This is a genomic window from Enterococcus cecorum (assembly GCF_052119425.1).
In the GTDB taxonomy this organism is placed as follows: Bacteria; Bacillota; Bacilli; order Lactobacillales; family Enterococcaceae; genus Enterococcus_E; species Enterococcus_E cecorum_C.
This window is the reverse complement of the sequence record NZ_JBQKFH010000013.1, coordinates 17,150-42,782: the sequence shown is the minus strand read 5'-3', so window position 1 is coordinate 42,782 and position 25,633 is coordinate 17,150. Positions and strand designations below refer to the sequence as shown.

General features: G+C 36.3%; 22 protein-coding genes and 1 pseudogene. 18 read left to right on the top strand and 5 right to left on the bottom strand.

What is annotated here, in order from left to right; genetic code table 11:
• The first annotated feature begins 3 nt into the window (after positions 1–3).
• From ACTQZM_RS04870 to ACTQZM_RS04790, 17 genes and pseudogenes are all read left to right on the top strand, one after another.
• The gene (locus tag ACTQZM_RS04870; protein WP_441653086.1) at positions 4–1,773 is read left to right on the top strand and encodes a VirD4-like conjugal transfer protein, CD1115 family; all 1,770 of its coding nucleotides are present in this window, start codon (positions 4–6) and stop codon (positions 1,771–1,773) included.
• Positions 1,774–1,845: 72 nt separating this feature from the next.
• On the top strand, positions 1,846–2,154 hold the full coding sequence (locus tag ACTQZM_RS04865; RefSeq protein ID WP_313921330.1) for a single-stranded DNA-binding protein: 309 nt from the start codon (positions 1,846–1,848) through the stop codon (positions 2,152–2,154).
• Positions 2,154–2,369 carry a Maff2 family mobile element protein gene (locus ACTQZM_RS04860; RefSeq protein ID WP_014637003.1) on the top strand — a complete coding sequence of 72 codons (216 nt, stop codon included), beginning with the start codon at positions 2,154–2,156 and terminating at the stop codon, positions 2,367–2,369. The genes ACTQZM_RS04865 and ACTQZM_RS04860 overlap by 1 nt, the downstream gene beginning before the upstream one ends.
• An 8-nt stretch (positions 2,370–2,377) precedes the next feature.
• Positions 2,378–3,241, top strand: coding sequence for a VirB6/TrbL-like conjugal transfer protein, CD1112 family (locus ACTQZM_RS04855; RefSeq protein WP_024380858.1), 864 nt, complete (start codon positions 2,378–2,380; stop codon positions 3,239–3,241).
• Positions 3,242–3,253: 12 nt separating this feature from the next.
• On the top strand, positions 3,254–3,562 hold the full coding sequence (locus ACTQZM_RS04850; RefSeq protein WP_441653070.1) for a PrgI family protein: 309 nt from the start codon (positions 3,254–3,256) through the stop codon (positions 3,560–3,562).
• Positions 3,563–3,578: 16 nt separating this feature from the next.
• Positions 3,579–6,008, top strand: coding sequence for a VirB4-like conjugal transfer ATPase, CD1110 family (locus tag ACTQZM_RS04845; RefSeq protein WP_441653069.1), 2,430 nt, complete (start codon positions 3,579–3,581; stop codon positions 6,006–6,008).
• Between the two features lie 7 nt (positions 6,009–6,015).
• Positions 6,016–7,260 (top strand): hypothetical protein, encoded by a 1,245-nt coding sequence (locus ACTQZM_RS04840; protein ID WP_441653068.1) that lies wholly within the window; start codon positions 6,016–6,018, stop codon positions 7,258–7,260.
• Between the two features lie 276 nt (positions 7,261–7,536).
• Positions 7,537–9,237, top strand: coding sequence for a CD1108 family mobile element protein (locus ACTQZM_RS04835; RefSeq protein ID WP_441653067.1), 1,701 nt, complete (start codon positions 7,537–7,539; stop codon positions 9,235–9,237).
• 10 nt (positions 9,238–9,247) lie between these two features.
• The gene (locus tag ACTQZM_RS04830) at positions 9,248–9,463 is read left to right on the top strand and encodes a hypothetical protein (protein ID WP_441653066.1); all 216 of its coding nucleotides are present in this window, start codon (positions 9,248–9,250) and stop codon (positions 9,461–9,463) included.
• A complete protein-coding gene (locus ACTQZM_RS04825) occupies positions 9,447–10,043 on the top strand; it encodes a CD1107 family mobile element protein (RefSeq protein ID WP_441653065.1) in 597 nt (198 codons plus the stop codon). The genes ACTQZM_RS04830 and ACTQZM_RS04825 overlap by 17 nt, the downstream gene beginning before the upstream one ends.
• 42 nt (positions 10,044–10,085) lie before the next feature.
• Positions 10,086–10,724 carry a DUF3990 domain-containing protein gene (locus tag ACTQZM_RS04820; RefSeq protein WP_172025728.1) on the top strand — a complete coding sequence of 213 codons (639 nt, stop codon included), beginning with the start codon at positions 10,086–10,088 and terminating at the stop codon, positions 10,722–10,724.
• Entirely contained in the window at positions 10,709–10,933 is a 225-nt protein-coding gene (locus tag ACTQZM_RS04815; protein ID WP_014636996.1) for a hypothetical protein, read from the top strand. Before ACTQZM_RS04820 ends, ACTQZM_RS04815 begins: the two co-directional genes overlap by 16 nt.
• Positions 10,934–11,011: 78 nt before the next feature.
• Entirely contained in the window at positions 11,012–12,214 is a 1,203-nt protein-coding gene (gene dcm / locus ACTQZM_RS04810) for a DNA (cytosine-5-)-methyltransferase (RefSeq protein ID WP_441653064.1), read from the top strand.
• Positions 12,192–13,151 (top strand): DNA cytosine methyltransferase, encoded by a 960-nt coding sequence (locus ACTQZM_RS04805; RefSeq protein ID WP_441653063.1) that lies wholly within the window; start codon positions 12,192–12,194, stop codon positions 13,149–13,151. The genes dcm and ACTQZM_RS04805 overlap by 23 nt, the downstream gene beginning before the upstream one ends.
• A complete protein-coding gene (locus ACTQZM_RS04800) occupies positions 13,148–13,600 on the top strand; it encodes a hypothetical protein (protein ID WP_441653062.1) in 453 nt (150 codons plus the stop codon). Before ACTQZM_RS04805 ends, ACTQZM_RS04800 begins: the two co-directional genes overlap by 4 nt.
• An 18-nt stretch (positions 13,601–13,618) precedes the next feature.
• Positions 13,619–20,886: pseudogene (locus ACTQZM_RS04795) on the top strand (DEAD/DEAH box helicase family protein).
• A complete protein-coding gene (locus ACTQZM_RS04790; RefSeq protein ID WP_024380847.1) occupies positions 20,883–21,524 on the top strand; it encodes a single-stranded DNA-binding protein in 642 nt (213 codons plus the stop codon). The pseudogene ACTQZM_RS04795 and the gene ACTQZM_RS04790 overlap by 4 nt, the downstream one beginning before the upstream one ends.
• 33 nt (positions 21,525–21,557) lie before the next feature.
• Here the strand turns inward: ACTQZM_RS04790 and ACTQZM_RS04785 are convergent, their stop codons facing one another.
• The 5 genes from ACTQZM_RS04785 to ACTQZM_RS04765 form a co-directional block, all read right to left on the bottom strand.
• The gene (locus ACTQZM_RS04785) at positions 21,558–22,148 is read right to left on the bottom strand and encodes a PBECR4 domain-containing protein (protein ID WP_014636990.1); all 591 of its coding nucleotides are present in this window, start codon (positions 22,146–22,148) and stop codon (positions 21,558–21,560) included.
• A 276-nt stretch (positions 22,149–22,424) separates the two neighbouring features.
• Positions 22,425–22,724, bottom strand: a complete 300-nt coding sequence (locus ACTQZM_RS04780) for a hypothetical protein (protein WP_441653061.1) — start codon at positions 22,722–22,724, stop codon at positions 22,425–22,427.
• A complete protein-coding gene (locus ACTQZM_RS04775) occupies positions 22,721–24,136 on the bottom strand; it encodes a Y-family DNA polymerase (protein WP_441653060.1) in 1,416 nt (471 codons plus the stop codon). Before ACTQZM_RS04775 ends, ACTQZM_RS04780 begins: the two co-directional genes overlap by 4 nt.
• A gap of 5 nt (positions 24,137–24,141) precedes the next feature.
• Complete coding sequence (locus ACTQZM_RS04770; protein WP_014636986.1) at positions 24,142–24,276, bottom strand: hypothetical protein; 135 nt, start codon at positions 24,274–24,276, stop codon at positions 24,142–24,144.
• A 3-nt stretch (positions 24,277–24,279) separates the two neighbouring features.
• Positions 24,280–24,972 carry an XRE family transcriptional regulator gene (locus ACTQZM_RS04765; RefSeq protein ID WP_441653059.1) on the bottom strand — a complete coding sequence of 231 codons (693 nt, stop codon included), beginning with the start codon at positions 24,970–24,972 and terminating at the stop codon, positions 24,280–24,282.
• Between the two features lie 163 nt (positions 24,973–25,135).
• Between ACTQZM_RS04765 and ACTQZM_RS04760 the strand changes: the two genes are divergently transcribed.
• Positions 25,136–25,633 carry a hypothetical protein gene (locus tag ACTQZM_RS04760; RefSeq protein ID WP_313921365.1) on the top strand — a complete coding sequence of 166 codons (498 nt, stop codon included), beginning with the start codon at positions 25,136–25,138 and terminating at the stop codon, positions 25,631–25,633.

The window sequence follows — 25,633 nt, the reverse complement described above, 5'->3', positions numbered from 1 at the left end:
CAAATTAAACTTGACATTCTAAATAGTATTCCAATAGGAGATAGGCGAACACTTATTAAGAGTTTAATACCCTATCTTCTTTTTTTCTATCTTGGAACCTGTTTAGGCCACCATATCCGAAGTTTTAAAGGTGGTGATGTATTAGATAGGCTATTTCAAGCAATTTTAGAAATTGAATCTATGAGTTGGATATTCATTCCAAGTTTTGATGATTTGCTTCTCGGTATTGGTTTATCTATAAGCGTTTGGGGAGTGATGTATTCCAAAAAGCGTCATGCAAAAAAATTTAGACATGGAGTTGAATATGGTTCTGCAAGATGGGGAGATGGGAAAGATATTCAACCATATGAGGATCCAATTTTTGAGAATAATATTTTGTTGACAAATAGCGAAAAGCTAACTATGAATTCCCGACCGTCAAACCCAAAGTTTGCCAGAAATAAAAATATTCTGGTGGTAGGTGGCTCTGGGAGTGGTAAGACAAGATTTTTTGTAAAACCCAATCTTATGCAAATGCATTCTAGTTACTGTGTAACAGACCCAAAAGGGACGATAGTTTTAGAATGTGGCAAGATGTTAGAAAGTAACGGTTATCAGATAAAAATCTTAAATACAATCAACTTCAAGAAATCCATGAAATACAACCCTTTCGCTTATTTGAAAAGCGAGAAAGATATTCTCAAGTTAGTTCAGACAATCATTGCAAATACTAAGGGTGAGGGTGAAAAAGCTGGAGAAGATTTTTGGGTCAAGGCTGAGAAACTTTATTACACGGCACTTATTGGTTATATCTACTATGAAAGTCCTAAGGAAGAACAAAACTTTAATACTTTACTTGCAATGTTGGATGCTAGTGAGGTGCGTGAAGATGATGAGAATTTTAAGAATGCCATTGATTATCTATTCTTAGCTTTAGAACGGAAAAAGCCTCATCATTTTGCTGTTAAACAGTACAAAAAGTATAAGTTAGCAGCTGGGAAAACTGCAAAATCAGTCTTGATTTCTTGTGGTGCAAGGCTAGCACCTTTTGACATTGAAGAGTTGAGAGAATTGATGAGTGATGATGAGTTAGAATTGGATACTCTTGGTGACCGAAAAACGGCACTCTTTGTCATAATTTCTGATACAGATGACACATTTAACTTTGTGGTTTCCATTATGTACTCGCAACTATTCAATTTACTCTGTGACAAGGCGGACGATGTTTATGGTGGTCGATTACCAGTACATGTACGTTGCCTATTAGATGAATTTGCCAACATTGGTTTAATTCCACGATTTGAAAAGTTGATTGCTACCATTCGTTCTCGTGAAATTTCTGCTGCTATCATTCTTCAAGCAAAATCCCAACTTAAAGCCATTTATAAAGATAATGCAGATACAATTATCGGAAACTGTGACACCGAGTTATTCCTTGGTGGCAAAGAAGGAACTACTTTGAAAGAATTAGCGGAGAATTTAGGTAAAGAAACAATCGAACTATACAATACAAGTGAAACTAGGTCCAATCAGAAATCATTTGGTCTGAATTACCAGAAACTAGGAAAGGAGCTAATGTCTCGAGATGAGTTAAAAGTCATGGATGGTGGAAAATGTATTCTTGAGATTCGTGGTACACGGCCATTTTATTCAGATAAGTATGATATTACCAAGCACAAGCATTACAAATTATTAGAGGATTTTGATAAGAGAAACAAGTTTGACATTGAAAAGTATCTCAAGAAAAGAGGTGGAGTCAAACTGACTGAGAATACAAAGGTTATTCAATTGTAGGAGGTCGCTTATGAGGATTAGAGCACCACCAACATATACAAAACGTAAAGAAAAAATAGAAAGAGGAAAATTATGGAACATGAAATGATAAATATTAACGCTCATCTTGTAAAAGATGTTGTGTTTTCAAGTTTTGATTCCGAGGACGGAATTGTCCCAGTGGTAAATTTCTCCCTTGTTAAAAAATATGGAAAGGGTAAGGAATACACTAACTGTTCTGCCTATGGTGATAAGGTAGAGATTGCAAAAGAATTTGAAAAGGGAGATCTTATCCATGTTTTCGGTTACTTTAAAGAAAATCGTAAAGGTGATAAGGTATACAAGAATTTTATTGTTAAATCAATGAATAAAATTGAACAAGATGAAATGGAGGAAGAGTAATGGATTTTTTCACACAAGGAGTGGATGTTTTAAAAACATTGGTTATCGCAATTGGCGGTGGTTTAGGTGCCTGGGGCGTTATTAACCTCATGGAAGGTTATGGTAACGATAACCCAGGAGCTAAGTCACAGGGTATCAAGCAACTGATGGCAGGTGGTGGCATTGTGTTAATTGGTTTAAAACTAATTCCTCTGCTTGCTAATTTAATCCAATAGGAGGAGCTATGTTTGATATATTCGGAAAACTAGAAGAGATGATTCAAGAAATTCTTTTGGATATGATAAAAGGGACTTTGACAAGTATGTTTACTGACTTGAATCATCAATTAGACTTTGTATCTGGTCAGGTCGGTCAGTCGCCAAGCCAGTTCAATGCTGAAGTGTTTTCCTTTATCAAACACATTAATGATAGTGTCGTACTACCAATAGCTGGTTTGGTAATTACAGCTGTATTATGTTTAGAATTGATCCAAGTAGTGATGCAAAAGAACAATATGGCAGAAGTTGATACGTTTGAATTTTTCAAATATGTCATTAAGATGTGGGTTGCAGTATACTTGGTATCGCATGCTTTTGAATTTGCCATGGCAGCATTCGATATGGGTCAACACATGATTGGACAAGCAACAGGAGTCATTCATGGTGAAACATCTATATCATCCGAACAGATTACAGCAATGGTTGACAGTTTAAAAGATAAGAATATTGGTGAATTAGCTGGTATTGTTTTTGAACTTCAAGCGGTTAAGCTAACGATACAGATTATTTCCTTAATCATTCTTATCATAACTTATGGAAGAATGTTCGAAATTTATGCTTATAGTTCGGTTGCTGCCTTACCATTTGCTACCCTTGGCAATAGGGAATGGGGCCAACTTGGACATAACTACATTCGTGGACTGTTCGCTTTGGCTCTGCAAGGTTTGTTCCTCGTTATCTGTTTTGGAATCTATGCGGTATTACTTAGAGGTGTAAAAATGACGGATATTCATATGTCCGTCTTTTCCATTTTAGGTTATACAGTTCTGCTAGGATTCATGATGTTGAAAACTGGTACACTTGCAAGGTCGATTATGAATGCCCACTAGAGAGGAGAGTATATGGCCTACGTTCAAATTCCGAAGGATTTATCCAAGGTAAAAACTAAAATAGCATTTAATTTAACCAAGCGTCAGTTAATTGGTTTTTCATTGGCAGGCTTTGTTAGTCTGCCTGTTTATTTATCAATTAGGGAAAGTGTTGGAAATGATTTGGCAATGTTAGTCTTTATTATTCTTGCTTTCCCTTTCTTATTTTTAACTTTTTATGAAAAAGATGGGTTAACGAGTGAAATCTATCTAAAGTATATTTTCTTACAACAACACTATCAGCCATGTGTGCGGTATAAAAAAGCACTTTATAAAGCATAATTCAAGGAGGAGGTACATGAGACCAGAAAGAAAAAGAAAACAGGCACAAGAATTTCTTGAAGTGAAGCAGGCCCAACTAAAAAAGATACAAAAGGAAACAGCAAAACAGGAAGGAAATTCGTTTGTAGCTTCTATAAAATCATTTTTTGAATTAGGTGAAAAATGTTTTACTGTAGAAGATACAATTCCTATTGAGAAAGTGTATGAGAATGGGATTTGTCGACTAACTGATGGCTATTTTACTAAAATGATTGCTTTTGAAGACATCAACTACCAACTAGCATTGGAAGAGCAACGAGATTACATCTTCAATCAGTTTGCTTCATTTTTAAATAGTTTTGATAACAATACCAGATTGCAACTCTGTTTTACGAATCAACTTGGAAGGTTAGAAGAATTAGCTGATGCAATTACAATCCCAATTAAAAATGACGGACTTGAGGAAATACGAAGTGAGTTTAGGACTATGCTTCAAAATCAATTGGAGAAAGGAAATAATGGATTAAGGCAGACAAAGTATATCGTTTTTGGTGTAAAAGAGGATTCGTATAGGCAAGCAAAGGTTGTATTATCAAGGCTAGAAATTGACTTACAATCTCATTTAAAAGGGATGGGAATTCGTTCTACTGTATTAAACGGTTTTGAACGTTTGATTGTACTTCATCATATTTTGAACCCGACTGAGCACTTATCTACATTACCTGATGAATTTGAAAATCGGGATTGTCGTTCTATAATCGTACCAGATAAAATTCACTTTCAGAAGAAGTATTTTTCAATGGATAATGTCCTATGCCAGACTAGTCATGTGCAGATATTAGCATCAGAATTGTCTGATAGATTCTTAACTGAATTACTTTCACTAGAGGAGAATATGGTTCTATCATTGCATATTCAAGCCTTGGATCAAGTTGATGCGATAAAGTTAGTCAAACGTAAGTTCACCGATGTTCAACGGATGACGATGGAAGAGCAGAAGAAAGCTTATCGTTCTGGTTATGATTTAGATATTATTCCTTCAGACTTGATGACCTACGGTACTGATTTGAAACACCTATTGAATGATTTACAAAGTCGTGACGAGAAGATGTTTCTCGTTTCGTTTATCATTCTAAACCAAGGATTGTCAAAAGCTAAACTGGACAATGCAGTCTCCCAGTTGGCGACCATCTGCAGTCGCCACAATTGTATGCTGAAATGTTTGGATTACCAACAGGAGCAAGGCTTAATATCAGCACTACCTTTAGGAATGAATTGCATTAAAATAAAGCGGCAATTAACAACTTCAAGCACGGCAGTATTTATTCCGTTTATGACTGAAGAATTATTCATGACCTCTAGTACATCCATCTATTATGGTCTAAATGCCATTAGCCATAACTTAATTATGGCAGACAGAAAGAAACTAAAGAACCCCAATGGTTTAATCTTGGGGACGCCAGGGTCTGGAAAATCATTCTCAGCAAAGCGTGAAATCTCCAATGCTATCTTAGTAACTGATGATGATATTCTCATCTGTGATCCGGAAGGAGAGTATGGTGCTCTAGTTGAAGCATTTGGTGGAGAGGTTATTCATGTATCAGCAAAATCAAAAGATTACCTAAATCCTTTGGATATAAACTTTAACTATGGGGATGGGGATGCACCTTTGAAGGATAAAGCGAATTTTATTATGTCTATGCTTGAATTGGTTGTAGGTGGTTCTGGTTTAACTGCAGCAGAAAAGTCAGTTATCGATAGGTGTCTTCCCAAAATCTATGAAGCGTATTTTGAAAATCCGATACCAGAGAATATGCCAATTTTACAAGACCTATATGAATTATTGTTAAAACAGGAGGAAAGTGTTGTCCGGAAATTAGCGACTGAAATGGAAATTTATGTGACAGGTTCCCTTAATGTTTTCAATCATCGTTCCAATGTTGACTTGAATAAGTCCCTCTTATGTTTCGATATTAAAGAGTTAGGAACCCAATTGAAAAAGATTGGTATGTTAGTTATTCAAGACCAGGTATGGAACAAGGTTTCACAAAATAGGCAGAGCCAAAAGTTAACTCGATATTATATAGATGAATTTCACTTACTACTAAAGGAAGAACAAACAGCTCAGTATTCTGTTGAAATTTGGAAGAGGTTTCGGAAGTGGGGAGGTATTCCAACTGGATTAACCCAGAACGTGAAGGATTTATTGGCAAGCAAAGAAATTGAAAATGTTTTTGATAACACCGATTTTATCATGATGTTAAACCAGGCTTCTGGGGATAGAGAAATATTAGCTAGAAAGCTAAAAATTTCACCTTATCAGCTTAATTACGTGACAAACTCTAATGCAGGTGAGGGGCTACTATTCTTTGGAAATACCATTGTCCCATTCTTAGATCAATTTCCTAAGAATACACTCTTGTATCAAAAGATGACTACCAAACCAGAGGAGGTCAAGAAAGGCTAGGTGAGAAATGGGAAAGTCAAAACGAATGGTCCGAGAGACCAATAAGAAACGCTATTCTAAATCTAAACCTGATATAGTACAACGGAAAGAAGTACAAGATTTTTCTGGGAGAGCGGTTGATGAGAAAGTTCGCTTTCAGCACCAAATTATTCATAAGGGAAGTAAACTAGAGTGTAACCATCTTAAAGGGGATACGTCAGAAAAAAAGAATCATATTCACCAAAAATCAAATGATAAATCCCTGCAAACACATTCTAACAATCAAGACGCAAACAAATCAACTATACAACTTGATAGTTTACGAACTAAAATAGTTAATCAGGAAAGTTCGCAACAGTCTCATCCACCAGAAAGATTACAAGTTGAATCAAGGCCACCGACACAGAGGAGACAAGTTCAATTAAATCAACGTAATTCTTTTGAAAATCAAAAATTTTCACAAACACAGAACGACAAGGCAACTAATGTCCAGACTAGTCTACATTCAGAAATCAAAACAAGTTTTGAGGAGGATATTCAACCACCCCCTCTTGAGATGGATGCCCGACCTCCTGGACTTGTAAGTATACATGAAGACTTTGTTAATTCAACTGAATTATATATAAAGAAGCATGGGGATATAGAGTCAAAAACTAGTCATATTCAGGGAAAAAGCGTTTCTCTGAGCAATCAGTCAAATGTTAGAAAAAATCCCGAAAGTCCATTTCGTAGATTTGAGACTAGTCAAAGTAGAATCGTTGATGCAGACTCAAAGTTTTCCCATCGTAGAAATGAGGGGGAAACAATACTTATTCATCACCAAAGCCAAGAAAATACTTCTCAACTTAGAAAAAAGAAGAGAAGAATACACGGTCAAGGTGAGTTAGTTAAAGAGCGTGGCAATATTTTCTCAGATAGACCTTTATCACCATTTGAAACTGGTTTAGAGTTATCTCAAAATAAAGCAGATTCCACTGGTTTTGTTGAGACAGCTTCAATAATTGAAGGTGATAGGAATGTAAAAGTTAATGATGATTCTATTCTTTCAAGTCGGATTATTCCGGGCAATAGAAACTCTCAAATCATCATTTCTGATGAATCAAAAAATCCGAATATCAGAAGAATGTTTGTAAAGAATAGTCAGCACCTTCAAAATGATAAAATGGTTACTCTAATTGATGAAGCTTGTCAAAGTTCAGAGCAATTTCAGCCAAATCTTAATGATAATACAATTACGGTTGGACAAACAGATCTGTCTATAAATGCCTGGTAAAAAAAGTTACATCAATCAAAATTTAGCCTATTCTCAAGTAATATTCTGCAATCAAATGCTGTCATTGAAAAGGTAAAGATTGGAGAGAATCAGTTTTCAACACGAACAAGAAAGCAATCTTCAAGTAGACAGGTAAAAAAGGAAGCAAAAGTATTTGTTGATAAGGGATCTATTCTAGATTCTACTAATAACAAAGATAGTCAAATTGATTCTTTAGTATCCAAACCCACGTCAAATACTAGCCTACTACCTGTTGATAGAAGACCAAGATATGCTTTGACAAAAACTACTATGAATCAAACATATAAGGGGCGTCTTCCGTCAAAAAATAACATTAAGGTAAAACCAAATAAACCACTCAGATTTCCAAATGGACAGGCACAGGTACACGAAAAGATAAAATCATTAGTAAATGAACCTATTGAATTCGTCAAGGATAGGAAGAATAACCGTTTATTAAAAACCATTGAAAATACAAAATTTGGTCGAATCCAAAGAACTCCATTTAAAAAAGTAATGTCAGGAATAGCCAGTAGTGAGTTTCTAGCAGCTAGTTATCTCCAAGCGGGAGCTGAGGAGAATGTGGCAGTGGATGCAACAACAAAAGCGTTGAATATCCATGCAACTACAACTATGAAGATTGCCCAAAAATCTAATCGAAAAAAGACTTTGAAGAAACCGACAAAAAAGGCAAAGATAAGACAATCGCAGTTGGAGTTTCGATATAAGTATCGTTTGTTGAAGGAAGATAAAATTTTTAAACGGCAATCATTCTACCGCAAAGCGATGTATCGTCATCGAATGAGGCAACAAATACGTAAGAAACACCTTCCTAGATTCAGAGACAGGATAAAAGAAGAAGCAATAAAAATACTTAAACAATTCGTTCAATACATTACCACAAAATGGAAGAGTATGTTAGTTTTGGTTTTGGCTGTATTTTCACTGTTGACGGTTGCTTATTCTAATAGTGAATTTATGTTCGGTGCTTTATCATCAGTTTCTTACCAGCTTACCACCACATCTTATTTATCTTCAGAGGAAATGCTAATTGCCTTGAATCACATTTTCTCCACTTATGAATTGACTTTATCCAATCAGTTGACGAGATTGAAGGAATCAAAACCTGGATATGATGAATACATTGTAAAAGGTAGGGAACAAATTGGCCATGATCCGCATGTCTTATTAGCTTATCTGACAGCTCGTTTCGGTGAAATAAAAGACCAAGCAAGTGTTGAACCTGCGATGAAACAATTATTTGAGCAGATGTATCATGTTTCCTACCAAGAGGAGAAGGAAATCCGGTACCGAACAGTCAAGGAAGAAGTGCTTGACATAAGTGGGAAGAAAACTATTGTAGAAAAACGAGTTCCATATTTGTATCGAAAATTAGTCGCAACGGTTTCAAAAAAAGATATGGATGGTCTAGTTCATGAAATATTTGCGAGTAAGCCACATAATTTAGAACATTTTAAGATACTACGAGAATCGAAAGGGAACTTAGAAGCTTCTTTTCCTTCAGGTACAGGAATCAGTCTTCCAGGAAATGTATCATCAGTTTACGACGTAAATTTGACAGGTGGTAATTTTCCGCCACCAAATCCTAGCCATGTTGCAGCCTTAAACGGTGGTTACCCTGGGCAATGCACCTGGTATGTATATAATCGCTTTTCACAACTTGGAAAGCCAATCCAACATTCCCCAATGGGAAATGGAGGAGAGTGGGCTTTCTACGCTACAAAATACGGTTATCCAGTTAGTCGGGAGGCACGAGCTGGTACCGCAGTATGTATGCCACCAACTGTACCCTATGCGGACCCTACCTACGGTCATATTGCGTTTGTCGAGCGAGTTAATCCTGATGGAAGTATCGTTATATCAGAAATGAATGTTAAAGGGGAATTCGTGATTTCAACAGGCTATCTTCCTCGGGAGATGGCGGCACAATGTTATTACATCAATTTTGGATTATAAGGAGGAATATATGCGTAAAGATATTCAAATGTTGCAAAAAAAGAAAGAAAAGTTACTAGAAAAAAAGCAAAAACTTGACCAAGATTTGGCTCAGGTTTTGCAGGATGAACAAGATATAATTTATGAAGAGGTCATCGTTGTCTTTGAAAAATCAAATCTATCACTTGAAGAATTTACTAAAAAAGTTCTATTTGAAAAGGAGTTGTCGCATGAAACGATTAAGTAGTTTTGTGAAGTTGGCTGGGTTGGTTTTGCTTTTTGGTGGTTGCCAAACTATCTATGCAAGTTCTCCAAATCTAGACACAAATAGTCAGCCAGTAGCAGTTTCGGTTAATCCTCAAGCCTCAGAGCAAAGCAATGCTAAGGGGCAAGTTACAGAAAATGTTGATGCTAATAATCAAGATTATGAAATTACCGAATCCGTTGCAACCAAGCGACAATTTGTCACATTCACGAGTAAATCAGGTAAGGTGTTTCATCTGATTATTGATCATGATAAAGGTGGACAGAATGTCCAATTACTAACAGAAGTTTCAGAACAGGATTTGCTTAACCTAATTGAATCAACTAATACGGTTGCAGTCAAACCACAAAAGACTGAAGAAGTTGTCGAAGAAAAACCTGCCAAGAAAGAAGAACCGAAACAAAATTCTTCAGTTGGTAGCTATATTATCATAGGTCTATTTCTTATAGGAGTTTTGTGTGCAGGTTACTATATGAAGGTCATTAAACCCAAAAAAGAACACAACTTTGAAGAGTTTGAAGAAGATGATGATTACGTAAGTGAAGGAGAAGAGGAAGTTTGACATTGTTTTCCTTTTTTGTATAATGACTATAGAGGTATTGAAATGGATTTAACAAGTAAGCAAATTAAAAATTTATCACATAATAAATGGTATCATGCTACTTTAAAAAGACATCTTCCGTCTTTGTTGAATGGGATAAAGGTAGATTTCAACTTAGGACATGAACTCGATTTTGGTGCTGGATTTTATATCACTTCGGATTTTCAACAAGCTCAAAAATATATCAATCGTTTGGTAGAATTTCTAAATGCCAATAATGCTAGTTCGAAATTTTTGGGGAATGTGGATGAGGAAGGGATTATTTTAGAGTTTGAACTGACAGATTTTCCTTCCATCTTTACAACTTCTAAATACAAGTGTCACTATTTCAATAGTCATAAGGCTTCTAATGATGTAATAGATTTTGCTGAGTTCGTGTTTCAGAATCGGCTTCGCTCAACGGAGCTTATTCATCAATTTGATTTTATCTATGGAGTTCAGACAGACGATAATCCGACTGGTTTACTTCAAAAATATAAGGCTGGAATGGTTTCAAAAGCAGATGTTTTAGAAGAATTTCGTAAGCCATTCTCATTTAAGCAGTTATCCATTCACAATCAAGACTTTTGTGATATAATGAAGGTAAATAAGATATATTTATCTGAAGATGGAAAGGAGTTAGACCAATGGCAAAAACTGTGATTAGCCCTGTTGATTTGTATAGTAATGAATTAGCACAGGCTTTGTTAGAAGCATCTAAATACAGACTTGAGGCTAGTGTTGCACATCAAATTGCAAGACAGTATGCAAGTCAGGTAGATTTTGAAGATCCAATCTTGATGCATGTTGGGGTTAACTCCATCGCAAGCACCTTGATTGATAAAATAAAACCTGAGTATTTTCAGACTTAAAAAAACTTTTTGATACTTAATCATTAGAGCGATTAGAGAAATCTAGTCGCTTTTTTCTATTGTCAGAAAGGAGGAAAAATGTATTTTTTGGATTTATTTGCAGGGATAGGAGGTTTTCGATTAGGACTTGAACAAGCTGGTCACATTTGTGTAGGTTTTTGTGAAATAGACCGCTTTGCTCGAAATTCCTACCAAGCTATTTTTGATACGGGAGGAGAAGTTGAATTTCATGATATACGAGAAATATCCAATAAGTCATTCCGAAAGCTCCGAGGAAAAATTGATTGCATCTGTGGTGGATTCCCTTGTCAAGCATTTTCGCTCGCTGGACGAAGATTGGGATTTGAAGATACTAGAGGAACTCTGTTCTTCGAGATTGCTAGAGCGACCCAACAAATCCAACCACGGTTTTTACTGCTTGAAAACGTTAAGGGCTTACTCAATCATGACCAAGGGAGGACGTTCCGAACTATACTCACCACGCTTAATGAACTGGGGTATGATGTTGAATGGCAAGTACTTGACAGCAAATATTTTGGTGTCCCTCAACACAGGGAAAGAGTCTATATTATTGGACATTCTAGAGGAAGAAGTCGACAGTTCATTTTTCCTATCGGACGAAAAAGTAAACAGACTAATTTATCAAGTCCAACATGTCTAGGAAATATAAATCCTTCAGGAAGCGGGTTAAATGGAAATGTTTATTCATCGAACGGAATTTCCCCTACTTTGACTACTAATAAAGGTGAGGGGGTAAAAATTGCTTATCCTATTCTAACACCTGATAAATTGGTTAAAAGGCAAAGGGGACGGCGGATGAAAGACCCAACAGAACCTATGTTCACGTTAACGGCACAAGATCGACACGGAGTTGTCTTGGAAAAACGCATACCGAGGAAACGAGGACTTTACATACGTTCAAATACGAATAAGGGATTCGAGATAGCTGTTGAAGGTGACTCGCTTAATTTTGCTTATCCATCATCAAGTTTTCGTAGAGGACGAGTCGGAAAACAGGTTGCACAAACTTTAGTAACTGGTAACTCTCTTGGAGTTGTAACGAATCAATTGCAGATTCGTAAATTAACTCCAAGGGAGTGTTTTCGTTTACAGGGTTTTCCTGACTGGGTATTTAATCGAGCCAGTAGTGTTTCTTCCAATTCGCAATTGTATAAGCAAGCAGGTAATGCAGTAACAGTACCTGTTGTTTATGAAATTGGTAAACGATTAGCCGCTATAGAAAAGGAGGGGAAAGCAGATGAAAACCATGAGAGTTGTTGAATTATTTGGTGGAATTGGTGCTTTTCGAAAAGCATTACTTAATCAGGAAATCCCTCATGAATTGATAGACTATGTCGAAATAGATAGGAATTGCGTAAAAAGTTATAACGTCCTCTATAACGAGAATTTTATTCCTCAATCCGTTAAAGGGTATTTCTTACCAAATATGCAGATTGACCTGTTAATGCATGGTAGTCCTTGTCAGGATTTTTCACGGTCTGGACTAAAAAGAGGGGGAAAGAAAGGTTCGTATACGAGAAGTTCACTATTGTTTGAGACAATTTTGATTTTAAAAAATACAGTCCAAAAACCCAAATGGGTCATTTGGGAGAATGTTGTAGGTGTACTAGACAAGAAAATGAAACCAACTTTTGAAGCATATCTAACTGAACTAGAATTTTTAGGTTATTCATCTTGCTATTGGGTATTAGATAGTTATGATTTTGGAATACCTCAAAAACGGAAACGAGTCTTTTTAGTTAGTTTTCTAGGCAAAGTCAACCCATTCGATTTTTCAAAATTAAAACGGATGAAATCTCCGTCGATTCAGGTATTTTTGGAGGAAGATGTAGCCGATAAGTATCTGGTTACCCAACCTTCAATTCTAAAATATATTGAAAAAGCTTGTCAGTCAGTTTTTACTGAACGAGTTCATATCATTCAAGATTATTGCTATACCATTTCTACGAAGCAAACACGAGTGCCAAATGCTGGGTTTATTAAACTTACAAATGGGAAATATCGCTATCTAACAGAAAGAGAATGTTTCCGCTTGATGGGATTTACTGATTTAGACTTTGATTTATTACGAACTGTATATCCAGAAAAAACCAACAAGAAATCCAGTATCCTCTATCAACAAGCTGGAAATTCAATAGTTGTATCAGTGCTAGAGGCAATCGTAAAACAAATATATCAGAAGGAGTTAATCAAATGAAACTATTACACAAGAAATCAATTTACGAGAGCAATTACGAAGAATCTTTGCGACATGACAAGGAGATAGACGATATTATATCAAAACTTTTGTCGCTACCAGATTACCATTCGGAATTTCAATTACGATTCGAGGATGATTATCATAAAGAAATGAATATTCCTTTAGACTATGAATCATATCTTCATAATATTTTCGATTTTATTGCGGAGCAAGACATAAAAAATGGAGTTGATGTTCTTTTGACTGACGAAGGAAATCTTTGCTTTTTAGCTTTCGGCCAGTCGTATACCATTCGCTCTACTGGTGTATCGGATGTGGTACGAACTTCTGTAACAGTTATCTCTAAAGATGTAGATGATAATAAAGTGGACTTTGGACAGCACTTTGCTTGTCCAGTCCCTGAAAAAGAGCAAACGAACAAACCTAAGTCCGAACATGTTTTATAGGGATAGAAAGGAGAAGTCATGCGAGTTGAAGATTATGCCAACTATGTCGGAGACCTATCCAGTTACTATCTCTCAGATGTTGATGCTTATCAGAGACTGTTAGCACGCTTGGGCTATGTTGTTGGTTTTGACTTTCAAAATCAAATGAGTATTATTCATCAGAGACCGACAGCCAGTTTATGCTCAGACTTTCAATCCTGGAAATCAGTTGACCATATTGTTAGACGAGGTCAAAAAGGGATTCCAATTTTGTTAAATAAACAATCCAAAAGGTCAATTGGATATGTATTTGACATAAGTCAGACAGTTTTGATGAATAGAGATAACAAGCCAATTGTGGAGTGGCAATATGAAGCAGGTCAGGATCTATCCATTTTAGCAGACCTTGTTCATGAGAGATTATCGCTTAGACCAGAAAATGAGGTTGCTGCAATTCGCTATCTTGCAAATATTGCAACGAAGGGTATTGGTTCAAAAGTTCTTGTCGGAATGAATTTAGATGTGGAAACCGAATCAAACTTATTACGCTTTATTGAACAAAGTTTTGAAGCTGTATTATCAAATAGACTTGGTATTGAACTAAAACTGAACCAAGACTTGCTAGAAAATGGTCTCGGTCAATTTAGCCCACGTCAGTTTCTGATATTTGGTGATTATTTGACCAGAATGTCGCAAAAAATTCTCAGGATTATTCATCAAAAAAAGTATGAGAAACTTACATTAAAAGAGCAGACAAAAGAACTGATTGAGCGGTATAATGAGGTTGTAGAAGAAAGAGGAGGACAAATAGATGAATCAAGCATTACTGATCGAGAAGATGAACACGACCTTGACAGTCAACGACTTCAGTCACTGTCAATCAACAGAGGAGATAGTAGAGGTGATTTATCGTCTAACATTACAGACCCTTCGAACCAATCAACAGATTCGGGACGAGATTGGGAAAGCTCTCTACGCCAAGGAAAGATTGGAGTTTCTGAGCAAGGTAGAGAACAAGACCGAACTACTTTTGGAATTATATCAGACAGGACAGCTGATTCCACATTTGATAGCAGTGGAGAAAGAATCACAGAGCATGGCGGAACAAATAGAAAGTCATCTGATTCAAGAATGGAAGTTGACCGAGGACTTGAAGACCAAGGATATGCTGAGTTGGACCAGTCAGATGAACAATCTTCGTCACTCCGTCAAGGAACAAGTCCGGGAGAATCTAATTTACATTTAGATAAAATATCACTTGAAGAATTGCATGATGTACTTCGAAAAGGTACTGGTACAAGAGGTGGGCGACTTAGAGTTGCTCACTTTTTTTCTAGTCAGGAAGATATAAAAATTCAAGCTCATTTTTTACAAAAAGAATATGGGTGGGGTGGTGCTACTGGTCCTAATTTTCCTATTTCCTACAATTATGACTCCAGAGGCTTACACTTGACAAGAAAGGCTGATGGTTATAACGAAACATTTAGTTGGAGGAAAGTTGCAGGTGAAATTGATAGACTTTTAGAAAATGAGACCTATCTGTCTGATGATGAAAGCAAGCTTTACCCTTACAATGAACAGATATTCTCTAATTTTCAAGAATCACCATTATTTGAATTTGATAAACTGGACACTGGTCAAGTTAATGTATTTTTGGAAGATGAACTTGTAGCACGAATTGATACAGTTGGTCAGGTTAGCTATGTTGTTGAGTTAGAGGACCGTTTTAAGTTTGAAATTGATGAGTATGTTCAAAACCTAGAAACTAGTTTGCTGATAGAAGAAAACAGTCAGCATGAGCAGTTGGATCTCTTTGATGATTCAGCGTTTGATGATAGCAGTATTGATGACACAATATCTGTTGCGGAAGTTATAAATTCTGCAGACCATCTCACTCCTTCACAGTCCACTAGGAAACCTGATTTATTAGATAACTACATTCTAGATAATTTACCACATTCAGTCTCTCCCTCCGAACGCTTAGACAATAACTTAGAAGCGATTCGAATCATAAAAAAATTAGATTTGGAAGGTAGACGAGCTACTTTTGAAGAACAGAAATCACTTGCCTTATATGTTGGATGGGGTGGTCTGGCTGATGTTTTTAACGAGGAGAAAACTGGACAATGGTTAGAAGCACGAAATGAACTTACAGAATTGCTTAGTCCAGAAGAATTTCAAGCAGCCAAGGAATCCACCTTGACTGCTTTTTATACACCACCAATGGTCATTGACGCTATTTATCTGGGATTGAAGAATCTTGGATTTGAAAATGGTAATATCTTGGAGCCTTCTTGTGGGGTTGGAAACTTCCTCGGTCGCCTACCAAGTGAAATGGGGCATTCAAAAATCTATGGTGTAGAGTTAGATAGAATCAGCGGTAGGATTGCACAAGAACTATATCAAAAATCCACTATTCAAATACAAGGATACGAAGATACAAGCTTTTCAAATAATTTCTTTGATGTGGCAGTTGGAAATGTTCCGTTTGGTGATTTTAAAGTTTCGGATAGAGATTATGACCGAGAAAAATTCTTGATACATGATTATTTCTTTGCCAAGTCTATCGACAAGGTTCGCAGTGGTGGAGTGATTGCATTTGTGACCTCTTCTGGAACCATGGACAAACAAGATAGTCGAGTCCGTCAGTATCTGGCTAATCGGTGTGACTTATTGGGGGCCATTCGGCTACCAAATTCAACTTTTAAAGGTTTGGCAGGAACTGAAGTTACCAGTGATATTCTTTTCTTGCAGAAGCGAGATGTGATTCGAGAGCAAGATGTTGACTGGATACATTTAGCAAGAGATGAGAATGGATTTACTTACAATAAGTATTTTGTAGATCATCCAGAGATGGTCTTGGGTAAAATGACAGAAGTGTCTGGGAGATTTGGTCCAAGTTTAGCTTGTATTCCTAATGAGGAAAATTTGAGTGTACAATTGACAACTGCCGTTGAAGAAATTCAAGGTGAGATACCAAATATTAAAATCGATCAACAAATCAATGATGAGCAGGACATACTTCCAGCTTTGGATCATGTAAAGAATTTTTCTTATACCATGATAGATGGAATTCCTTATTTTCGTGAAGATTCGGTGATGATTCGGCAACACATGACAGTCAAGGAAATCAATAGACTAAAAAATTATCTAGCGGTTGTCGAAAGTCTGAAGGAAGTCATTCAACTTCAAAAAGAAAATGCTAGTGATGAGTTAATTCAAGAAAGTCAACATAGGTTAAATAAAGCTTATGATACTTTCAAAGCCAATCATGACTATATTAACTCTACACTAAACCGTAGGAATTTGCGAGAGGATAGTAACTATCCATTAGTATCATCAATTGAGAAACTGGATAAAGGTAAGTTTGTAGGGAAAGGGGATATTTTCTTTAAACGGACGATTGCTAAAGCAAAAGTTGTCGAGCATTGTGAATCTAGTCATGAAGCTTTGATACTTTCAATTTCAGAAAAGGGAAGAGTTGACTTTGACTATATGACCAAGTTGACCGATAAAGCGAGAGAAGTTCTCGTAAAAGAGTTGAAAGACGAGATATATCTCGATATTCCCTACATATATCCCGAAACAACATTACTTCCATTTTCAGAGAAAGGTATGGAAGAAATGGGATTAACGTATGTTCCAGCAGACCAATACCTTAGTGGAAATATTCGTGAGAAAATGGCAATCATGGATTTTTACATTGAAAGGTATCAAGCAATTGAAAATCCAGATAAGGATGTTCTTGATAATATAATTGAACTGAAATTTCAGCGAGATAAACTTCAGGGAGTCATGCCTAAAGAATTGACCGCAAGTGAAATATCGGTACGACTTGGTGCAACTTGGATTCCTACATCAGATATCAATCAGTTTATTTTTGACACTTTACAGCCTGGTTATTATGCTAAACAAGCAATAAATGTTCATTTTTCTCCTTTTACATCAGAGTGGAAGATTGATGGCAAGACACAAGACAGTCGCAATGACTTAGCAAATTTGACTTATGGGACAAGTAGGATAAATGCTTATCGACTCATTGAAGATTCATTGAATTTGCGTGATACTAGAGTGTACGATACTGTCTATTCTGATGGTGGTGATAAAAGACAAGTTCTAAACAAGAAAGAAACTATGTTAGCAGGTGAGAAGCAAGAACTTCTCAAAGAAGCTTTCAAGGATTGGATTTTTAAGGACCAAAGGCGAAGACATCGTTTAGAAAAACTCTATAATGAGAAATTTAATTCTATACGAAATCGTGAGTATGATGGTCAATATTTATCCCTTGAAGGAATGACATCAGATATAAGTTTACGTCCTCATCAAAAAAATGCTATTGCGAGGACACTATACGGCGGCAATACACTTCTAGCTCATGTTGTTGGAGCAGGTAAAACCTTCGAGATGGTTGCCAGTGCTATGGAAAGTAAGCGTCTGGACATGAGCAATAAAGCTTTGTTTGTTGTTCCAAACCACTTGACGGAACAAATGGGACGGGAGTTTATGGAGTTTTATCCAGCTGCCAATATCATGGTGGCCACGAAAAAAGATTTTGAACCTGCCAATCGTAAACGGTTTGTTGGTAGGATAGCGACTGGTGAATATGATGCAGTTATTATTGGACATACTCAATTTGAGAAGATTCCGATGAGTAAGGAATATCAGGAGCAGCACTTAAAATGTCAAATTCAAGATATAGTTGAGTTTATTGAAGAATATAAGTATCAAAGAGACCAAAACTTTACTGTCAAGCAACTTGAGGGAACTAAGAAGAAATTAGAAGCCAAACTAAAAAAATTAAATGATGATTTCCGTAAGGATGATGTTGTCACCTTTGAAGAATTGGGAGTTGACAAACTATATATTGATGAAGCTCATAACTACAAAAATCTTTATCTTTATACCAAAATGCGAAACGTGGCAGGAATTGGCCAAACTGAAGCTATGAAATCTTCAGATATGTTTATGAAGTGTCGTTATTTGGACGAGTTGACAGGTGGAAAGGGTGTTGTTTTTGCGACAGGTACACCAGTGTCAAATTCGATGAGTGAACTCTACACAATGCAACGTTATCTCCAATATGATGACCTAGAGAAAAAAGGCTTACACCACTTTGATTCCTGGGCTTCTACATTCGGTGAAACAGTTACTGCCATCGAACTATCTCCAGAGGGTGACTCCTATCGTAGTAAGACACGATTCTCAAAATTTTATAATTTGCCTGAACTCATGTCCTTTGTTAAAGAAATGGCTGATATTAAAACTGCAGACCTTTTGAATTTACCAACACCCCAAGCCCATTATGAAACAATTTTAACCAGACCTACGAACCATCAGAAAGAAATTTTAAAGACTTTATCTGAACGAGCTGATAAGGTTCGGAATAGAAAAGTTGAGCCTCATGAAGATAATATGTTGCAAATAACAAATGATGGAAAAAGATTGCCTTGGATCAACGGTTAATCAATACCTTACTACCAGATGATCCGGAGAGTAAGGTCAATGTTTGCACAAAAAATATTTTTTCTATTTGGGAAAAATCGAGCGAACAACGGTCAGCACAGCTAGTTTTTTGTGATATGTCTACACCAAAAGGGGATGGGACGTTTAATCTTTATGATGATATGAAAGGCAAGTTAATTGAACTCGGAATTCCTGAAAATGAAATTGCATTTATACATGATGCGAATAATGAAAAGCAAAAGGCAGAACTCTTTGCCAAGGTCAGAAGTGGAGATGTTCGCATTTTATTTGGTTCTACATCGAAAATGGGAGCAGGAACAAACGTTCAAAGTAAACTAATAGCCTTACATGATTTAGATGTTCCTTGGAGGCTAGCTGATTTGGAGCAACGGTCTGGTCGTATCGTGCGTCAGGGGAATGAAAACAAGGACGTCTATATCTACCGTTATGTGACCGAGAATACCTTTGATGCGTACCTTTGGCAGACCATTGAAAATAAGCAAAAGTTTATCTCCCAAATTATGACCTCAAAAACACCTGTTCGCGTGGCTGATGATGTTGATGAGAATACCTTGAACTATGCAGAAATTAAAGCTCTTGCGACGGGTAATCCACTTATTAAAGAAAAGATGGATTTAGATGTTGAAGTATCGAAGTTACGAATGTTGGAATCCAATTATAAATCTAACCTCTATCAGTTGGAAGATAAAATTGCAAAACATTATCCATCAGAGATTACTCGATTAAAAGGGCAAATTGAAAAAGTAAATAAAGATATTAAAAGACGTGAGCCTAAAGTACAAGGTGATGGCCTATTTAACGGAATGGAGATTTTAGGTAAGACTTATTCTGACAAAAAAGAAGCAGCAGAAGAATTGATGAAAATTTTACCATTGGTTCCAGCTGAAGGCAGTATGCCTATTGGCAACTATCGTGGATTTGAGCTTTCAGCCTTCTTCAATCAGATTGCTCAAGCAATGGATTTTGTGATTGAGGGAAATCTTTCTTACAATGGTCATTTTGGCGAAAGCCCAGAAGGCAATATTCAGCGTTTAGACAACGTTTTGGATCGGATTGATGAAGAACTATCCAAGCTAGAAAATAGACTGTCAGATGTCCAATACAAGCTCCAGGTAGCAAAAGAAGAGGTGACAAAACCATTTGAAAAGGCTGATATTTTAAAAGAAAAGACCTTGCGTTTAGCAGAGGTCAATCGTATCTTGGATATGGGCGAAGTAGAAGAACTGGATAATCCCAATCCCTTACTTGAAGATGTTAAAGTAGCGATTGTTGACTTTATGGATCGTGAGTATGGCTCCAGAAAAGAATCAAATCAAAGTAAAGAAGAACAATTCAATGATATATTCTCAACTGGAGATTTAGTCTACTTAGCCAAGAGCAAAAGTAACGTTGGTGAATATGATATTGAGTATAGTGTGGACTTGTCCAATTTTTCTTGGAAATTAACCTTCGCAGATTCAGATATAAGTACAGGTCAGTTTGATGGAAGTACAACAGATGAGCAAGCACAGCATTTTAAATTATTTTTAGAACATTCCACCAAAGACGATTTACTATCAATTGATGAGAAAACAACCTGTCAAATGCTCGGTTTACCTTACACGAGAGATTCGCTTGATCATGACATAGATAACGATGGAATTACAGACCGTTATGACCATGATATTAAGGATAGTGATGTCTTTGAATCAACCTATGATGTTGATGGAGAGGAAAAACGACCTTCCACATTAGCACAAATTCAAGCTTTTAAAGCTGAAGTTGAAGAACGTGACTACAAAAGTCAGTATAAAGAAGAAATAGAAGAGGAGCAAGTAATATGAATTTTGAAGAAATGAAATCAACTTTAGAAAATATGTTGAAAGAAAACTATGCAGACTTTACCAAGGCCATTATTTCAATTGAAAAGGATATTTCAGACCCAGACTTGTTGGAACAAGTCTACCAGGCCTATATGGATGATGATTCAATTTCAGGTTTGTTGCATTCCAATATAGATGCGATTATTGAAACATTAGAAACTGATAAGAGCCAAATATCCCTAGTTAATGTTGAATTTGTTGGCAATGTTACGAAAGATGTTGAAGTTAACGTATTTCGAGGTGCGGATGGTGAGAATTTTAAAGTTGCAAATTTTTCCATAGCACGCAATGATGAAGAGGGGAATACGCAATTTACGAAGGTAATAGCTTATAACGGACGGGCTGACTTTGCAGAGCAATTAAAGAAAGGGGATTTTGTTAAGTTAACAGGTCAGATGAAGTATGATGAGTATGAAGGAAAACTCTTCAGTAACCTTGTTGTTAAGAATATAAAAATCTTAAAAACAAGAAAGAAATCCCTGGAGGAGAAGGCTGCGAAAGAAGAGAAACCTTCAACGTTAGGAGCATTGAAAGAGTATTCCCAACAAACAAAATCAGAACAAACTAAACCTAAACAGGATAAAGGGATGGAATTATGAAATAAGCTAGACTTCCGATTTTGGAGGTCTAGCTTATTTTTTCGGTCTGGAGTAAAGTGTTGTGCTTTGCTTAGTTTGATGGTCAATTTCAATTATCTCTAATACTGTATACCTTACTTGATTCATTGTGTAGTCACGAGTTGATTTTTCAAAGGTTGAAACAGGTATATACTGATTTGGCTCTTTGGAATCTCTCTGTCTATCAAGAAATAGATAACCGATTTTATTGTCGAACGTAAATTCTAATAGATACTCCCATCGAATCTTGCTTCCCTTGATTGGATATAGTTTTGTAAATCGTACTGATAGAGTTGGTGAAGAAAAACTTTCTCTGAGTATTTCGAGAATACGCAACCTTCCACATATATCAGTAAAACCATTTGACCTAGTTAGCAATTCTTCGGAGATTGTTTTTTTCAAAATCAAATTATAGATTTCGTGCTTAGATCTGGTGGGTAAAGATAAACCTCTTAACTTATGTATACCTGCTAAGTGTACAAAATGTTCCTCAGAAAACGTAAGATTGAGAGTTGTTTGCTGTCCTTTTCGTCCTAAAATAATTTGATAGGTTTTTGAAAGGAGTTTTTTATAATTTCTTGCGGATGAGAGTAATAATGATTCCATGTATTTCCTTAGAAAAAAGGACAGGATAACCTGCCCTTAGTAATGAGTGTTTTCAGTGTTGGCTTGAGGTGTTCACACACAACCCTGGTAAAGCTCCAGCCACAGTCAAACCAACCGACCATAGACCTTCAACGCTTAGTAAATACTCTTGTTATCTACAGTTTTATTATATAGAAAATGTTCTATTAAATCAAGTATTTTACAAAAAAAATCACTATTCTGCAATTAGTCTCAGGATAAGTTGAAGTTAGAGATTAGTAGGTCTTGTTTTTACTCCTAGATACTGATGTAGCCTTCTTTTGTTTCAAATGAAATCGATTGAAAATTCAAGTTCTTTACTTTCCCTACATAAGTCCTACCAGGAACTGTCAGAATACCAGTTAATTGGTGGCTATATAGTTGATTGAGTAGCAGTAGTTTATCTGCCAAACTTAACTCACTTGAATAATCAATGCGATTGCGTTCTTGTTCTAAACCCGATGTATGTTCTGATAAGAAAAATCCCATCCATTTGGCCATCTTTCGGTCTTGATATTCTCTAGCAACCTTAAATGGCAGATAACTTCTATCAATCATTTTAATCCCTCCAATCCTCCAGCGGAATGTCCGCCGACTAATCTACTGCGAGCAATTGCCCTTGAATTTTCTAATAAAGAACTAGCTTTCTGTACAGCAAGAAATCCAAATCGATCACGAATGGAATCAATGGTTGTCTCCAATTTTTCCTCTTTTTCGCTTTCTTCAAAATTATCAAAAAGTGAAATCACAGCAAAGTTTTCATCCACCAATCCATCATACCTTACAGCAATGCTTCTAACTGCCCCTCCATCGTACTTAGAACGAAAGAGAGAAACAACTTCATCTTGAAAAACAAGCGTACGATTATTGGGGTTAATTTTTCTCTGAACATTGATTGATTTCTTGTTTTCGAAGTTTGAATAGCCTACATTTATGGCAACTACGGTTGCTTTTTTGTGTCTTCTGCGTAGCCGAATCGCGACTTGCTCTGCCATTTCACGTAGGACAAGCTCTATATCGCTTTGACGTGTATAGTCTTTGTGAAGTACTTGTGAATTACCAATCCCAACCTCTTTCGGTCGATAGGGTTCATGGACATTACTTTCATCAATATCATTAGCATGAAACCAATGTTGAACGCCAATCACACCAAATTCTTTTTTCAAGATAGTAGGGTCACAGTTGGCCAATTCTTTGATGCTGTAGATTCCCAATTTGTTTAGTCGTTTTTCTGTTCGTGAACCAATTCCCCAAAAGTCAGTCATTTTCGGAATGTTCCAGACCTTTGTTTCAACATCTTCATAGGACCAATTGGCACGCATGGTAGCAGTGGTTTTAGCTTCATTATCAAGTGCTAACTTAGCTAGAAGTGGATTGGCATTACTCATTCCAACAGTTGAATAGACACCCGTTTTTTCCCAAATATCGTGTTGAATTTTTGCTGAAACCACATCTAACTTATCTTTGCGACTTAGAGATTTGTCTTCAACAAAATAATTTAGCGATGAAGTTAAGTCTATAAATCCTTCATCAATAGAATAGGGCAGAATATCTGTCGGATCTGCATAATTTTGAAATACCTTTTGTATTTCAAGATTTTTTTGAATGTACAAGTCCATTCTGGGTGGTACTATAAATGTACGCTTGGCCCAATTTTCTATGAAGGAAACAAATTTTGCATCCGTTGGCAATCCTGAGATTTTAGCACGGTAGTAGTTAAATTTTCTGGTGTGAACATCAAAGGGGAGGTCGTAAGCTCTGCCAACATTTCCTTTACCAAAGACTTTTTTGAACATTGGAGAAGAGGCTAGAATTAGACCAGAAGAGTTGTCAGCCCTACTCATGACACAAAGTGAAGTATGAAGCGGGTGAAGTCCTCTCTCTACACATTCGATTGATGCGTAGAAAGATTTCATATCAACAAAAGCAATATCGCTACGTGGTTCTTTTGAATAGTCGATATAGCCCATACTATTCACCTTGTTTTTAGTTTTGCTAGTTCATCGACCAATTCTGTCAGATGGTCTGTTACGTCGTATTCTTTTTTTTCAAGAGATAAGATAATGCGGTCTTCCTTGAGGTAAATCATTTCTTTAACAAACTTTGACATCTCCTACCCTCCAATCACAGGCATGAAGTGCCCTACAACCTTGCCAACAATTCTGATTTCATCTTCAAATGGGATAAACCTTTCAGCAACATCTGGATTGATAGAAACCATTCTAAAGCCGTCTTCTTCACGATAGAGTTTCTTGATGTAGAGAGCTCCATTCCAGTTTAATGCATAGACAGCCCCATCATAATCATATCCAGTAGCTCGAATCAACGCAACCTCTCCGTCTTTGTAAACAGGTTCCATTGAGTTACCTGAAATCCAAGTCGCTATATCAAACCCTGAATATTCATCTTCTGAATAAACAGTTTCTGTTTCATACTCATCAAAGAAACTTTCACCTGGTCCGGCAGATAATTGAACTTCGGAATGCACCTGATAGGAGAACAGTGACACAACATTCTCAGCAATGGATTGAGATGCTAAAAGTTGTTCAACATAATCCTCGGCAGCTAATTTATTTTCATCTGTGAGTAGAAGATAGTTTTGAACGATAGTATATTCAGATTCAAAAAAAGATTCCTCTACATCGAAAATATCAGCAAGTATTGAAAGATTCTTCTGATTTGGTTTGGTTTTTCCGCTTTCCCAGGCACTAAAAGACATGCGACTAATATTCAGTTTTCGTGCTATTTCAGCTTGTGAGAATCCTAATTCTGTTCTTTTTTCTTTTAATTTTTTTGGAGAGAACATGTTTACTCCTTCTCTTGTCAGTTTATAAACTTACACAAAGTATAAAATATTTTTTGCATTTTGACAAGTATTAGTTTAAAAAATAATTCGACAATTCCATATAATGAGCGGACAAAATATGAGAAATGCAGTAAACTAGAAGTGCGAAAGGAATGATACTGTTATGATTTTGTTAAGTTTATATGGGCTAATTATTGTTGCAGCAATTTGTCTTTTCTTTTTAATTGCAAAGACTTCTGTTAAGCTTACTTGTTTTGCAATTGATTTCGTTGCAGTATTTATCTATGCAATTTATCTTTTACACGGACCAGTATCTAGTAAAATTTCTAGCGGAAATATGACTTATTTTTGGGATGTTTTGTTTGGATTGGTTTCAGTCGTGGTATATGGTTTTCTAATGTTGTTGTTGACCATTTACTTGCCAAAGGTAAGTAAGATTATCAATTTCATCATAGTATATTTTGGTGTAGGGATAGGTATTTGTTTGGCAACTGATTTCATAACTTCCCTGTTATCAGTCTTTAATTCAAACATTGAAGCAACCTATCGGTTACAGTTTTTGAATAATGACCTAGCTAATGATGTATTTTATTATGTACTATTCTTCTTTGTTTCTATACCTGTATGGAAGAAGCGGATGGATTATCTAGCTGGTGAATAA